The sequence below is a fragment of the Photobacterium sp. Ph5 genome (assembly GCF_022129445.1).
Classification (GTDB): Bacteria; Pseudomonadota; Gammaproteobacteria; order Enterobacterales; family Vibrionaceae; genus Photobacterium.
Genome location: NZ_JADQAQ010000018.1, coordinates 47,316 through 61,742, shown reverse-complemented (window position 1 = coordinate 61,742; position 14,427 = coordinate 47,316). Strand labels below are relative to the sequence as shown.

Genomic DNA, 14,427 nt, shown 5'->3' with positions numbered 1-14,427 from the left:
ACCGCTTCTTGATAAAAGAGGGGGTGCTTTTTATTGCTGTTTTATTAAATAAACCGTGTGGTTTTATCGCTTTTCTAATGACGTTAATTAAATGAAGTGATAACTTAATTTCATTGTTATATAAATGGAATTAATTTGATGTTTAAATCGCTCTCTCCAGCCCAATTGGATCCTATTCTCTCACTATCGATTGCATATCGAGAAGATCCGCGTGACAACAAAATAGATTTAGGTATCGGTGTTTACCGCAATAGCCTTGGTGAAACACCGATCATGCAAGCAATTCAACTTGCTGAGCAACGATTAATTAAAACACAAACAACAAAATCATACGTGGGGTTAGCGGGTAGCGAAGTATTCAATCAGTCGATGATGGAACTTTTACTTTCAGGCACATCGGCACATTCTCGCGCAGCAGCGGTGCAAACACCAGGGGCAAGCGGTGCGTTACGTATGCTTGCTGATCTTATTCAAGTTGCGCAACCTGATACAACCGTTTGGTTAACCAATCCTAGCTATGTTAATCATAAACCTGTGATGGAAGCGGCAGGTTTAAAGGTGAAGTTCTACCCATATTTTGATCCTGAAACTAAGCAAGTAAATAGTGAGGCAATGCTCAACGAACTTGCTAAAGCAGGCCCTAAAGATGTTGTGTTATTACATGGTTGTTGTCATAACCCTACAGGTGCTGATATTACATTTTCCGATTGGCAAGCGATTACGGCATTAGCAAACAAAAATGGTTTTATGCCGTTTGTTGATATGGCATACCTTGGTTTTGGCGATGGCTTAGAACAAGATGTCGCTGGCCTTAAGTATATGGCTGACAATACAGAAGAGATGGTTGTCGCGACTTCATGTTCAAAGAATTTTGGTTTATACCGTGAACGAACGGGTGCTGCGATTATTATTAGTAATAGTCAGCAAGAAGCACAAAAAGCGAAAGGACGTATTCTTACTTTAGCGCGTTCAAGTTATACCATGCCACCAGATCATGGCGCAGCATTAGTTGCTGATATTTTAAATGATCAGAAACTGACAAATATCTGGAAAGATGAATTAGATGCCATGCATAGCCGTATATTGACGTTACGCCAAAGGCTAACACAAGCTATACGTCAACGTGGTAGTGAGCAGTTTGATTTTATTGAGCAGCATAAAGGTATGTTCTCTGTAACAGGTTTAACGCCTGAGCAAATTTTAACGCTACGTGAGCAATATGGTATTTATGCGGTAGGAGATGGACGAATTAATATTGCCGGCTTACAAGAGAAGCATATCGAGCACTTGGCAGATGCTTTAGTTAGTGTGTCACGATAATTAATAATAAAGCCTGCATCTATTTTTATTAGCGCAGGCTTTATTACTTACATTCTGTTATTTACCTGCAACTTTTGCTGCGAGTAAACCTTGCATTGCGTAGACGTTGGTTTTGCCATTGAACTCTAGAGTCATTGGTTCATGTTGACCAGAAATCCATAATTTTAATTCGGCATCTAAATCGAAGTGGCCTTTTGTTTCTACAGCATACATGGTGATCGATTTGTAAGCGATAGAGCGGTACTCTACTTTTTTACCTGTAATACCTTGTTTATCAATAAGGATCAGGCGGTAGTCCGTTAAAATGATCATATCGCGAACAAGTTTGTATGCGAGTTCAATATTTTCGTTTGGACCAAGGATGGTTGATAGCTCCTCAGTCGCGTCAGCGATACTCATTTCACCAGCGTTGCCTAACAGTGCATTAAAAAGACCCATTTGTTCTTCCTTTTATCCTTGATAACTAAATCATTAATTTATCGATATACTGATTTCGATTTTAATCGAATTGTGTTTTTTACACTAGCAGAAAGATGACAAAGTTTGGGTAAGCTTTTCGTTAAAAGTGGATAAGAATAGGAAAAGATAAGGACGTAAATACAGCAGGAAAGGACATTTCACCCCAGAGTACTGTTGTACTCTGGGAGGAAAGTTCATTCATTACCACAGAAGGAGTGTGGATTTTTTGATATATTAAGACATTGCGATATAGCCTTTATCTTTAATGATTTTTTGCCCTTCTGGCGACATGATCCAATCTAGGAACTCTTTAGCCGCAGGTTTTAGTTTACCCGGTTGGTTTAGTACCAAGAAAGGACGTGAAAGTGGGTATGTCTTGTTCAGTACATCGGCAACAGAGGCTTTGTGGCCGTCTACCTCAACTGCTTTTAACGAGTTATCAATAGAACCTAATGATACAAAGCCTATCGCATCTTTGTTATTAGCAACGACTGTTTTTTCAATACCATTACCACTCGCAACTTGTGCACGTTGGCTGATAGTTGACACTTTTACGCCGTTAATTTTTGTAGTCAGTTCCATTAACTCTTCAAACGCACCTCGAGTACCAGAGCCATTTTCACGTGTGGTTACAACTACAGGATCACTGTTACCACCGACTTGAGACCATTGTGTAACATCACCTTTGAATAATTGTTCGATTTGCGATTTTGTTAGGCTGTTAATTGGGTTTTTTGGGTTAACAACAACAGCAATACCGTCACGAGCAATTTCAGTTTCAACCAATCCTGCTTTTTTCTCTTCTGCTGATAGGTTACGTGAAGCCATACCTAGATCATTTACACCTTCGATTGAAGACTTAATGCCTGCAGTTGAACCCGTACCGTTGATGTCAATAAATACGTCAGGGTGGCTCTTATGGTAGGTTTCACCTAACACTTCCATTACCTCTGTAACAGAAGTAGAACCTGATACGGCGATGTGTTCTGCAGCCATAGCCGATGTAGATACTGCCGCAGAACTTAAAATTAATGAAAGTGCAAGAAGTGACTTAGTCATGTGTATCCTTTAGGGGCTTAGTTATTTGCTGACTAAGTTAAAGTGACTATGTGACAAGTTTGTTTCAAAAAAGAGTATTAGGAAGTAAGGTTAGATTCCAATAATGAAACGTGATTCTTTCAAAAATGGTTAACATCCGCGACGTTTCCAGAATTGCCCTTCATCATGGTTGAAAACATTGAAGGTTTTATCCGCAATTATGCTGTTATTCATTTCTAATGTCATACGCCATGGGCCAACTTTATTACTGACGGGAGCCCAAATTGTATCGCCAAGGTAAAAATCCCAATCATTATTACGAACATAAACATAACCATCGAATGGTTCTAAGACTTCACCGTCTTCATTAGTGATGTTGGGGTGGTAAATGCAGTAACGAACCTTTTCACCTTTGGCTTTCTTAATATTAACGGTAAAACCAAATTCAATATCAATTTCAGCAGGAATGTCTAAGGTAAACTCTTTGATCTTAGGAAGCTTTTTCGATTCTGCATCCCAAGTGGTGAAAATGCCGTATGAGTGTAGGTGTACAACAGGTTTATTTTTTGCCATTGATTGTGGATCTCGATTGGTGAACGGTACGGATGAGATAATCAAAAAACATCAGTTTTCATTTAAAATTAATATGTTAGCAAATATTTCTTAAGGGTATGATATGTTTTCTGATAATTTAGATGTTAATAACTCTTATTATGAATGGAAATAGTAAATGGAACCAACAGTTTGGATATGGGGTTTACTAGCTTGTGCTGTCATTAGTGGATTTTATCGTAAAACATTATTGACTGCCGTATTAGTTACTTTAGGTTTGCTCGCTGCGGTATTTCAAGAGCGATTATCAATCATTGCTATCGGTGGTATTGCCATTGGCTTTTTAGTGGCGCATTTCACCGCTAAGCAAGAAGGGAAGTGGCGTTATGCTGGATTAAGCTTCATGCTGATTTGGTCTTTAGCGCTTTTTGCTCATGCGATCCCCGGTTTTGATAATCTACAAGTATTAGATAAGGTGTACGCAACCCTTGATAGCACACCGTTTACTATGTATTTAAATCTGGATAAATCGTTGGTTTTCTTTGGTTTGTTGTTAGCTTATCCGGCATTGTTAGGGAGCAACAAAGCATGCAACATTAAAGCACTTGCTCTAGTTGTGATGGGATGTTTGTCGTTATTACCTATTGCTGCGGGTTTAGGGGCGTTAAAGTTTTCTTTTTCGACACCACATTGGTTGTGGTTATTTGCATTAAACAACTTGTTGTTTACTTGTGTAGCAGAAGAGGCACTCTTTCGCGGCTTTATTCAACAAGGTTTATCAAAGCGTTTCGGTTGGGTAATTGGACTTGTTGTTGCTAGCTTACTTTTTGGATTTGCACATATTGCTGGTGGCATGTTGTTAGTTGTGTTCGCAGGTCTTGCCGGATTATGTTACGGCTTAGCTTTCTATCTGACAGGGCGTTTATGGGTAGCCGTATTAGTACACTTTATGTTTAATTTGACGCATTTGATTTTCTTTACTTATCCGATGTTAGCAAAATAAGTAATAAAGCGGTCACCGTGATGACCGCTTTATATATTTACTATTTACGGGATATTAGCGTAAGTGATCCATTACCACTAACACTGCTGCAAGTGTGTCGCTACCAAATGCCACACTTCGCTCTGGTGACCAACCGTATAAGCTGTCTGGTTGGTTGTTGTGATCTTTAAATGGCATCTCAATGGTGTAAGAAAGACATTTAAACTCTTCTGCTACCCAGTTAGAGCCTACTGTTAGGTTTGCTTCACCTGGCTTATCTTTATCGTAACCATGTTCAACTTGGAACTCTGGTGTAATTGTTAGCAGTGCCTGCTTGAACATCTTTTCAAGATTTTCTAAGCGAGCATCATAAGATGGAATACCTTCTGAACCTGCAACGAAGTTATAAGGAATAGCTTCATCACCATGAATATCAAGGAAGAGATCCACACCTGTTTCAAACATCTTCTCACGCACGTAGAAAACTTCTGGGCTGTTTTCTAGTGATGGTGTTTGCCATTCTCGGTTAAGGTTTACACCAATCGCATTTAGGCGAAGGTGACCGCGCGCACTACCATCAGGGTTCATGTTAGGCACAATGTAGAAAACGGCTTTTTCAAGTAAAGCACGGCCGACGGTGTCGGTTTCATCCAGTAAACGTTGAACAAGACCTTCAGCAAACCATTCAGCCATTGTTTCGCCTGGGTGCTGACGTGCAATAACCCATACTTTCTTTTTATTTTCGGCGGTAGATTCATCACCAATAACCAATAGACTCATATCTCGGTTATCAAGTGTGTGGCCTAATGTTTCTAAACGGCAGTTGTAGTGGCTTTGTGCAAGGTGAAGAAGATCTTGGTGGCGGTCATAGCTGTATGGTGCAAAGTAAGCAAAATACATTGATTCATTTTCAGGGATCACGCTGAAGGTTAATTTATCGCCGTCAAATTCTGCTGGAACGCGGAACCATTCTTCACGATCGTAAGAAGCAACAACATCATAGCCTTTCCAGCCTTCAGGGTAGGCTGAATTTGCTAGATCAAGGATTGTAAAGTTATGCGTCTGTTGAGCTTCTGTTTCTAAACGGAAGTGGAACCATTGATGAAGTTCAGAGTTATTATCGTTAGGAATACTTAACTGAATGTCGTCTTTGCTATCAGCTTTAACAACGTTAATACTTCCACTTTCAAAGTTACTGAAGATTTTCATTTTTAGTTTCTCATTATAGGCTTTAATCTCAACTTACCACAAAGATAGTCTGCCTATGATGTTTTTTCCGCTATAAAACGTGGCATTTGATTTGTATGATTAATAAATAATCAGTCGTTCTTCTAAGATTGAAGGACGACTGACTTTGAGCGCTATTATTTCATCTGTGAATAGTATTCAGATATATCGGCGATATCTTGATCTGATAAGTTTTTAAGTTGGGCTTTCATCATTGATGACATACCGCCAGTGCGACTGCCATCTAAATATGCTTGCATTGAGTTATACAAATACTCTGCATGTTGGCCTTTTAGGTTAGGGTAATCTGGGCGTGGTGCAATGCCGTTGCTACCGTGACAAAAACGGCAGCTCGGCGTTTTTATTTCACCTTTGCTGGCATCACCATCAGGCATTGCCATAAGTGAGCTTGAAAAGAGAAGAGTGATGATACTTGCTGCAAAAAATGGATAGCGCATAGTTTTTATATGACTGCAAAATGAGAGATAACTACTATCATAAGCTGTTGTTTATACTATGCAATATATTGTTATTGTTTGATGTAACAATATGTTAGTAACGCTATTCTAAGCAATTGTTATCACGCTATGATGATTCAATGTTGTCACAAGGTGGACTTTCTAAGCTATTGACTAGTGCCTTAATAAATCGCGCGGCTTCTCCCCCCGTACATGCCCTATGATCAAAGGTAATAGAAAGGGGCAGTACTTTTATGGTTTTTACGCGTTCACCTTCCATAACCACTTTATCCATGATCCGCCCAGCACCAATAATGGCAACTTGTGGCGGTGTCACAACTGGAGTGGCATAAATACCGGCAATAGCACCGTAGTTAGAAAGTGTTATGGTTGCTTTTTGTAGCTGGTGGCGATCTATTTTCCGGCTGCGAATACTGGCAGCGGTACGATCAATCCAACGTCGTATACCTTCCTGATGATATTGTTCTGCATGATGTAACACTGGCACATACAGACCATGACTGCTATCCACTGCAATACCGATATTAACGGTTTTATGTAAACATCTTGTCATTGTTTCCGCATCAAACCATGCATTAAGTGCGGGTTCTATATGGCAGGCGTTATTGATCGCTTTAACTAGGCTGACCGTTATGTCGTCATTTTTTTGCCAGTGATATAAATGTGCCTCTTCAGTAATAGTAACTGAAGCGACATCATGGTGCGATAGCGTCATATTTTTTGCCATATTGCGGCGCGATCCTTTTAAGAGTTCAGTCCCTGGTATTTGTTGTTGGTAAGCAAGATAGACATCATTATCAAGAATTAAGTGATTAGCCCCAGAGCCTGTTATTTCTTTAATATTGACACCTAATTTCTGTGCTAATAAACGCGCAGAAGGGGTCGCAATTAATGGATGATGTTGATTAGCAATAGAATGTAAATTAACGGTTTGATTTGCATCATCATAGATAGGATCAATATCAACATGTTTATCAAGTTGGGAGATGTTTCCAACAACAGTAGTCGAAGGGGATGTGTGATTTTCAGAGCTTGTATTGATTTTCTCTGGTTGTACGCTTGAAGTATTCGAGAGTAATTCATCAATTTCTAGCAAGCATTGACCAATATTAATAACATCACCTTCGTTACCATAACGATGCACAATTTTTCCACTATACGGTGCAGGAACATCAACCGTTGCTTTTGCTGTCTCTACGGTGACGACCACTTGATCGGTTTTCACGGTATCGCCAATATTAATATGCCATTGCACAATTTCTGATTCAGCCAGACCTTCACCAAGATCGGGTAATGTGAATGCTTTCATTGCCAACCCTCCATGAGTTCACGAGCGGCATTTACAATGTCATCGTGTTGGATCATAAAATAATCTTCATTACGATAATAAGGCATGATGGTATCAAAACCTGTTAGGCGTTTAGGCGGTGCTTTCAGTAAGCACATCGCGCTTTCAGCCACTCTTGTAATGATCTCTGCACCAACACCACAGGTTTTTGCTGCCTCATGCACCACTAATAAGCGGCCTGTTTTTTCGAGTGATGCAGTAATGGTAGCCATATCGATAGGTTTGATACTGGCTAAGTCAATAACATCAAGTTCTATGCCATGATGAGATAAGGTCTCTGCTGCTTGAAGTGATTCGACCACACAAGCGCCCCAAGTAACTAGGGTGATATCAGTCCCTTTTCTTAATGTAAAACATTGCTCAAGTGGTAAAGCGAGACCGTTATTTTCGACATGTGATTTAACGGTTCGGTAAATCCGTTTGGGCTCAAAGAATAAGATCGGATCGTTACTGCGAATCGCGCCGAGCAATAATCCATAAGCTCGTTGCGGTGAAGAAGGGATCACAACTTTTAAGCCCGGAATATGGGCAAACATTGCTTCGATACTTTCAGAATGATGCTCCGGGGCATGTATACCACCACCAAAAGGGGCTCTAAAAACAGCAGGGCAGGTTAAGCGGCCACGAGTACGATTTCTTAGTCTTGCTGCATGACAGACTAGATGTTCCATTGCTGGAAAAATAAAGCCTTGAAATTGAAATTCAGCAATAGGGCGAAGCCCCTGTGATGCCATACCAACAGTGACACCGGCGATTAATGACTCTGCTAAGGGGGTGTCAATAACACGTTTACAACCAAAAGCTTGTTTTAAGCCGAGTGTTGCGCGAAAAACGCCACCGTTTTCACCAATGTCTTCACCCAAAATAACGACATTAGGATCGTGCTGCATTTCATAGTGAAGGGCGAGGTTAACTGCTTCTATTAATGTAATATCAGCCATTATTCCCTCCTGAATTTTGCTTCTCCATTCGCATCGCTTTATTGATAAGCGCGTCGCGTTGATAGTGCAGATCGGGATCAGTTTTCTCGTAAAGATAATCGAATGCTGATTCTGGCGCTTGTACAGTGAGATCAAGGTATTGTTCAACGGCTTGGTTAATACGCTGATGGCAAATGTCTAACCATTGTGACTCTTCGGCTTCTGACCATAAATTTTGATTGATTAAATAGGTCTTTAATCGAGAAATAGGATCGAATTGCCATGCTTGTTTGACTTCTTCATCTTCACGATAACGAGAGGCGTCGTCAGCAGTTGTATGATCACATAGGCGATAACTTACTGCTTCTATTAATGTGGCACCTTTGCCTTTTCGTGCCTGATCTAAACTTTGCAGAAGGGCATCGTACATGGCAACAATATCATTGCCATCAACCATGATACCTTTTATTCCTGCGCCTTTGGCTTTATCGACTAAGTGTTCGGCATGACATTGTAGATGCAGTGGTACAGAGATCGCCCATTGATTATTGTTGATTACAAACACTAAGGGGATATTCCATACACCCGCGCAATTAAGTGACTCAAGGAAATCACCTTTTGAGGTTGCTCCGTCACCACAAGTAGCAACGGTTGCTCTATGTAATCCTTTGATTTTCATAGCAGCTGCTATACCAACAGCATGAGTGCATTGTGTTGAAATTGGCACACAAAATGGCATATCGTCGTTATGTGAAATATCGGGGGATGTTGAGGGGAAATCGCTACCTAATTCATCGCCACCCCAGTATTGCAAGTTCTGTAACATACTTATACCACGCGCCCATAATGCGGGCATGTCACGGTAATAAGGCGCAAGCACATCGGTTGATTGCATAGCAGAACCAATCGCGATACCAATTGCTTCTGCGCCAAGATGTGAAGGGTAAGTACCTAACTTTCCTGTTCTTTGTAAGGCAATTGCTTTTTTATCATAGTGACGAACTAAAACCATATCGCGGTAAAATTGTTGTAGTAATGTATCATTAGCCCACTCAGGAAGAGGAGCGATTAAATTACCACGGTGATCTATATAACGATGCATGGGTTGTGTCTGTATATTCATCCCAAGCTCCTTGTGTTTTATCACCTCTTTATTGATTTTGTATTAAGAGGTGAATCGTTATAACGGCTTGAACTGGATAATTTAAGTGTAACGAATAGACAGCAACTTGCTTGAGCTTTATCGTTGATATAACAGTAAACAAAACAATACAGCGAAATTATTGGAAAAGAGAGTTCTTATTTATACCTAGTAGTTAATTATGCTTATTTTAGATAAAAACACTGAGCTTTTATGTTGTTACGTGTCTGGCGATAATCTTACTCGGCTAAAACGAGCAAACCGTGGAATACCTCGATCGGTATAACCGTTGTAACGAAACTGAATTGTAGTGCCAACTGGGGGAGGGTTTTTGCGTTGTTGTTCGGTAAAGCCTGTTCCTATCTTAAAGGTTTTATCATTGGCTGTTTTTACCCAAACAGATCCCATTAATCCTTGATATTTTCCATTTCCCTCTTCGTAAGCAATAATAATTGCTTCAGCATCTTGATGTTGTTTGAGTTTTAGTAACTTATTTGTTCTGCCTGCGACATAGTAGTTATTAATATGTTGAAGCATTAAACCTTCCCCGTGATTATTAACAACAATATCTAGCCATTGCATAAGAATACTGATTTCGTTGATACGTTTATGTTCAACCAGATAAAGAACATTGTTTGGAACTGTACTATGAGTCTCGATAAGTTTGACTAAGGTGTTATAGCGTTGTTCAAAAGGTAAATCTGACGCAGGTAAATCAAATACCATATACTTGACGTTACGCCATGCCTCTTCATTAGGGATATGATCCATGATGATTTGAGTTAGCGCTTGGAATTTACCGCGTTGTAGCCATAATTCCCCATCAAGCGCTATTGCGGGTAGGTTTTTTATAAACCACTTTGGAGCATGGATTTGTCTACCAGATTTTGTCGTAAGCTGAGTACCATTCCAATAAGCTCTAATTCCATCAAGTTTTTCACTAACGAGATATTCACTGACAGGGAATTCTATATCATCAACAACACTGTTCTTGTCATTAAGATGCTGTAAATCCAATGCGTTAGCTTTCATTAATTCAGGGGTTGATTGCGCAGAAAATGAAAGTGTGAGCATGACCAATGCTGCGATAGGTGAGAGAGGTTTATTTAAAAAATTAAGATGTTTATTTGAGGGGATTTCAGCAGCAGTAAGTAGGTTTATCATCGCCTAACCTCCAAATTATAATCAGTTATAATAAGGTATTAGACAGTTGTGATAATGGAAAATATCAATACAGATTCATATCGTATTATTGTGTTGTCACTCTAAATTTTTTCGAGATAATACACAAATCAACAATATAATCTGTATTAAGAATATTTAGTTGTTATTAAATACGGATAGTGACGTTGTTTTTTTAGCCAATATATCAGTTTTTGTTGTATAGCTATCCGTACAATTATAGAACGCTTGTGCTTGTTTATGATCGGCAACAAACGAAAGAGGGTGCTCAAGTCCCTCTATAGAAATACGTGAACGATTCCCGTGAGATCGAAAAGTATCGATGAATAATCTTGGGCTGACATTATCATTAGCAATAGTTGTGCTATAGATAACATTATTATTATCAATACGCTTAAAAAGGTTATGATCGACTAAGTATTTAATGTCTGCTTTAGTTTTATTGAAGATAGGTTCTTGTGTTAACTTTCCTCTAGATGGTGCAGATAAGTCATTGAAATGGTATATTTTTATATCAAAATTACTATGATAATTTGATGAGAGTGCCAAAACAATCTTATCTTGATATCGCTCTTCTTTTATACGTAACGTACAAGCAGAGTTGTTTTGAATATAAGCTGAATTTTCAAGCAGAGGCGTTGAAAACGCTGAGACAGTAAGAAAAAGTAGTGGTGTAATCATAGCGTGCACCATATAGACATAACATCAGTGTAAATCGAGTACAACATTTTGCTTTCTACTTTAAACACTAGTGCTTATGGCAAATCAAAATGTAGCTAACAACAGGATCTATTATTTGTGATACACATTATTAGTTTTGAGACAGCAATCTAGATTTATTGATAAGCTCTCTAATTAGATGTAACGAAGTGAGGTTACTCAAAACCTTTCTAAAAATATGACAATTGGTTACATGTAAAGTGTTAAATTACACATTAAGAGAATAACAAAAATTATAAATACACTGTTGTTGGTATGTTTAGGAGAAAAATATGTCGAGTAGTACTACAAACAAAACTACAAAACTTAACTGGAAATTGTCGTTACTTCTTGGACTATTGATTGGTGGTGTATTGGGCGCAGGTATACAACATTATAATAATGTACCTGTGACGATGGCATATAGTACGTTAAAAAGTGACTATCAGTCAGTGGTTGACGAACTCAATAAAGAAAAGTTATCTGTTAAACAGTTAACAGATGAGAAAGCGTTACTTGTTGAAAGCTCTAATCAAAAGCTAGATGCTCTGAATTTGCAGTTAGATAAACAAAAAGCTCAGCTTAAGCAATTAACGGAGCAATTAGTTAATATTCAAAAGCAGCAAGAGACAACCCAAAAACTAGTCGTGACAAAAAAGAAGCTCAATAAAGAAGTCGTTGCATTAAAGACTAAAGCCAAGCAGCAAAAAGAAGTGATCGATAATTCAAATGTGTTGTTTGAACAAAAATCAAAGACACAGCATGATTTAGCTGTAGTTCAAAAGCAAATAGTGGCACTTAACCCAGAGATAAAAAAAGCAAAAAAAGCATGTGCTGAGTTTAAATCCGGTAATAGCTGGAACTGGGTATCACAAAAAGACTGTGATAATTATGAGGCTCTTCAGCAGAAGCTTAATACGTTAAAAGCACAAGAAAGCCAGTTAAAACAGTCGTTAGCTACGCTTAATAAGAAAATTAATGGGTAAATGAGTTAACCTTCATCAAGGTTTTAATTGGTGCTGAGAATAGCATCAAAAAATCCGCAATGTTGATATTTTACAGTGAAATGACACTATAAGATTAGACATTGCGGTTTTTTATAATGGACTATCAGCCTATAGGCTGAGCTAGTGACGCAGGAAAACCGCGCTGAACGGCAATATTTTCTGCCTTCACAAGTATATCTTGCTTATCTAACTGCAAGGTTGTTGAAAACAGCTGCTCTCTTGTATTTACGTCATCATGATGGGAAGTGATGATTCCTTTTGTGGTGAGTTCACTTACAATCGCATCTGCTGCTGATAGTGCTGATGATGCTTTTACAATTTCAGAACGAGCATAGTTGTTACCAGAGAACGATATATCTGCAGCACGAAGCGTTGCATCTGCCCCTGGAATTTGCTGAGCGCCAAATAATGGTTTTCCGCCAACAACAGCACTTTTAAATGTATCAACGTATTGTGCGACATGTTTGATCGCTTTTTCTGTACGCTCAATCACTTCCTCTTCAGACCATTGACGGTTTAATTTTGCTTTAAAATCGTCATTAAGCTTTGGTTGTGCAGAGGAATGATCAGAGGTTACTAGCCCATTTTCAAATAAAGTAATGTCTTTCGTCATTCCATGTAATTGGAAGTAGCCGTTAGGGTAAGGTGTTAGTTGAGCCATGCCTTTTGGCGTTCCACGCTCTCCATGAATAATCACTTCGGGCCATTGACCTTCACATTGATCCCAATGGGTAACATAAGCGGCTTTAAATTCAACCATTCGCTCACGTGGAATATGGACTAAATCATCGATGGTGCCAGAGCGATATCCGCAAGCATTGATCAAGTAATCAACAGTGCATTGCTGTTTATTATCTTGAGTTTCATAAGTGATTAACCATTGTTGACTTACTTGGTCAAATTTAGCATCAGTCACTTTACTTGATAGTAATACATGACAGTTTTCCATTTGTTTCAGTGCTAGCGATGCAGTTGCCGCAATTCGAAATACACTTAAACCATATTCTTGTACCATGACGATAGGGTATTTGAATTGATTTAATTGAAGAGATTTGGCGACAGGGATCATCCAATCATCAGGCGTTATTGGATGTGTTGGGTTATCTAATTTTTTTAATTTTTCTATATCTTGCTGCGAATAGAGAGTGAAGTAATCACTAGGATCACCTAATACTTTATTTTTATTGTCTTGTTTAACCAACGCTTGATAAGTGTCTTTTAATAAATTTAGGCGAGGTATTAGATCTAGGGCTGAACTGTTATCGTCGATTGGCACAGCAATAACAGTAGGACGAATGTTTGCTGTATGTTTAAACACTCTAAGCGTGTCAATCGACTGCTCTAACAGGTTGAGACATTGCTGATTGGAAATCTCACGATATAAATTGCCGCCTGCATGAAGATGACAAATAGGCGGACCATTAACAAGGCTTCTCCCTTCTTCGAATAGGTTTATTGAAATTCCCAGTTCAGCAAGACGAAGTGCAATCGTAGCACCCGCGACTCCTCCACCAATAATACCAACAGTTGAATGGCTAATGCCTTCTGATGAGCGGCGTTCTGAAATATTCATAATGATTAGGCTTAAATGTGAAATTCAATAGTAGTTATAACGTTAATAATTGTATGGCTTTAATAAAGCATGTTGAGCCAGATGCATTTTACAAGGTTACAGTTACGAGAGAAATATAAAGTTAGATCAGTTGTGCTTATATTTTTAAGTGTAGAAAATAGGCATTTTGTTTAATTAAGAATACTTATGTATAAAAAATAGATTTATAAACACGGTCAATGTTGGAAAGTTTATATTTCATTATTGTGAATGTTAGTATCCTTGTTATTAAAATGTGATATTGATTTACCTTTATACATGCTGTTTTTTATTTGTAATATTTATGAATCTTTTAAATACAGACATTTAAAAATTTAAAATGTTACAAAAAATATTTTAGTATAGCTTTTTGTTTTTTTATTTGCTAAATTAAACCCTGTTTTTTTGAGGTCAGCCGCAAAAACAAAATCTAGGTTTGTATTTGTGAGTTTAAGCATCTAAAAAGCACCTGTAGTGGCAAC

Annotated in this window: 14 protein-coding genes; 3 read left to right on the top strand and 11 right to left on the bottom strand. The window is 38.5% G+C overall.

Features of this window, described 5'->3' with window-relative positions:
- The first annotated feature begins 138 nt into the window (after positions 1-138).
- A complete protein-coding gene (locus I3259_RS09180) occupies positions 139-1,320 on the top strand; it encodes an amino acid aminotransferase (RefSeq protein WP_238029343.1) in 1,182 nt (393 codons plus the stop codon).
- Between the two features lie 57 nt (positions 1,321-1,377).
- On the opposite strand, the gene I3259_RS09175 is transcribed toward I3259_RS09180, so the two are convergent.
- From I3259_RS09175 to I3259_RS09165, 3 genes are all read right to left on the bottom strand, one after another.
- Complete coding sequence (locus tag I3259_RS09175; RefSeq protein WP_105062074.1) at positions 1,378-1,758, bottom strand: PH domain-containing protein; 381 nt, start codon at positions 1,756-1,758, stop codon at positions 1,378-1,380.
- Positions 1,759-2,013: 255 nt separating this feature from the next.
- Complete coding sequence (locus I3259_RS09170) at positions 2,014-2,838, bottom strand: phosphate ABC transporter substrate-binding protein (protein WP_238029342.1); 825 nt, start codon at positions 2,836-2,838, stop codon at positions 2,014-2,016.
- 129 nt (positions 2,839-2,967) lie between these two features.
- Complete coding sequence (locus I3259_RS09165) at positions 2,968-3,390, bottom strand: DUF3859 domain-containing protein (protein WP_238029341.1); 423 nt, start codon at positions 3,388-3,390, stop codon at positions 2,968-2,970.
- A 157-nt stretch (positions 3,391-3,547) separates the two neighbouring features.
- On the opposite strand from I3259_RS09165, the gene I3259_RS09160 reads away from it, so the two are divergent.
- Positions 3,548-4,372: a CPBP family intramembrane glutamic endopeptidase gene (locus tag I3259_RS09160; protein WP_238029340.1), complete on the top strand. Its 825-nt coding sequence runs from the start codon at positions 3,548-3,550 to the stop codon at positions 4,370-4,372.
- Between the two features lie 54 nt (positions 4,373-4,426).
- Here I3259_RS09160 and I3259_RS09155 read toward each other — a convergent pair whose 3' ends face one another.
- The 7 genes from I3259_RS09155 to I3259_RS09125 form a co-directional block, all read right to left on the bottom strand.
- The gene (locus I3259_RS09155; RefSeq protein ID WP_238029339.1) at positions 4,427-5,560 is read right to left on the bottom strand and encodes a M14-type cytosolic carboxypeptidase; all 1,134 of its coding nucleotides are present in this window, start codon (positions 5,558-5,560) and stop codon (positions 4,427-4,429) included.
- A 155-nt stretch (positions 5,561-5,715) separates the two neighbouring features.
- The gene (locus tag I3259_RS09150) at positions 5,716-6,036 is read right to left on the bottom strand and encodes a cytochrome c (RefSeq protein ID WP_238029338.1); all 321 of its coding nucleotides are present in this window, start codon (positions 6,034-6,036) and stop codon (positions 5,716-5,718) included.
- Between the two features lie 127 nt (positions 6,037-6,163).
- Positions 6,164-7,366 carry a dihydrolipoamide acetyltransferase family protein gene (locus tag I3259_RS09145; RefSeq protein ID WP_238029337.1) on the bottom strand — a complete coding sequence of 401 codons (1,203 nt, stop codon included), beginning with the start codon at positions 7,364-7,366 and terminating at the stop codon, positions 6,164-6,166.
- Positions 7,363-8,346, bottom strand: a complete 984-nt coding sequence (locus I3259_RS09140; RefSeq protein ID WP_238029336.1) for an alpha-ketoacid dehydrogenase subunit beta — start codon at positions 8,344-8,346, stop codon at positions 7,363-7,365. The genes I3259_RS09145 and I3259_RS09140 overlap by 4 nt, the downstream gene beginning before the upstream one ends.
- On the bottom strand, positions 8,339-9,448 hold the full coding sequence (gene pdhA, locus I3259_RS09135; protein ID WP_238029335.1) for a pyruvate dehydrogenase (acetyl-transferring) E1 component subunit alpha: 1,110 nt from the start codon (positions 9,446-9,448) through the stop codon (positions 8,339-8,341). Before pdhA ends, I3259_RS09140 begins: the two co-directional genes overlap by 8 nt.
- A gap of 237 nt (positions 9,449-9,685) precedes the next feature.
- Positions 9,686-10,630 (bottom strand): DNA ligase, encoded by a 945-nt coding sequence (locus tag I3259_RS09130; protein ID WP_238029334.1) that lies wholly within the window; start codon positions 10,628-10,630, stop codon positions 9,686-9,688.
- 156 nt (positions 10,631-10,786) lie between these two features.
- Positions 10,787-11,329, bottom strand: a complete 543-nt coding sequence (locus I3259_RS09125; RefSeq protein WP_238029333.1) for a hypothetical protein — start codon at positions 11,327-11,329, stop codon at positions 10,787-10,789.
- 311 nt (positions 11,330-11,640) lie between these two features.
- On the opposite strand from I3259_RS09125, the gene I3259_RS09120 reads away from it, so the two are divergent.
- Positions 11,641-12,333 carry a hypothetical protein gene (locus I3259_RS09120; protein ID WP_238029332.1) on the top strand — a complete coding sequence of 231 codons (693 nt, stop codon included), beginning with the start codon at positions 11,641-11,643 and terminating at the stop codon, positions 12,331-12,333.
- Positions 12,334-12,457: 124 nt separating this feature from the next.
- Here I3259_RS09120 and I3259_RS09115 read toward each other — a convergent pair whose 3' ends face one another.
- A complete protein-coding gene (locus I3259_RS09115; protein WP_238029331.1) occupies positions 12,458-13,927 on the bottom strand; it encodes an FAD-dependent oxidoreductase in 1,470 nt (489 codons plus the stop codon).
- Positions 13,928-14,427: the final 500 nt, after the last annotated feature.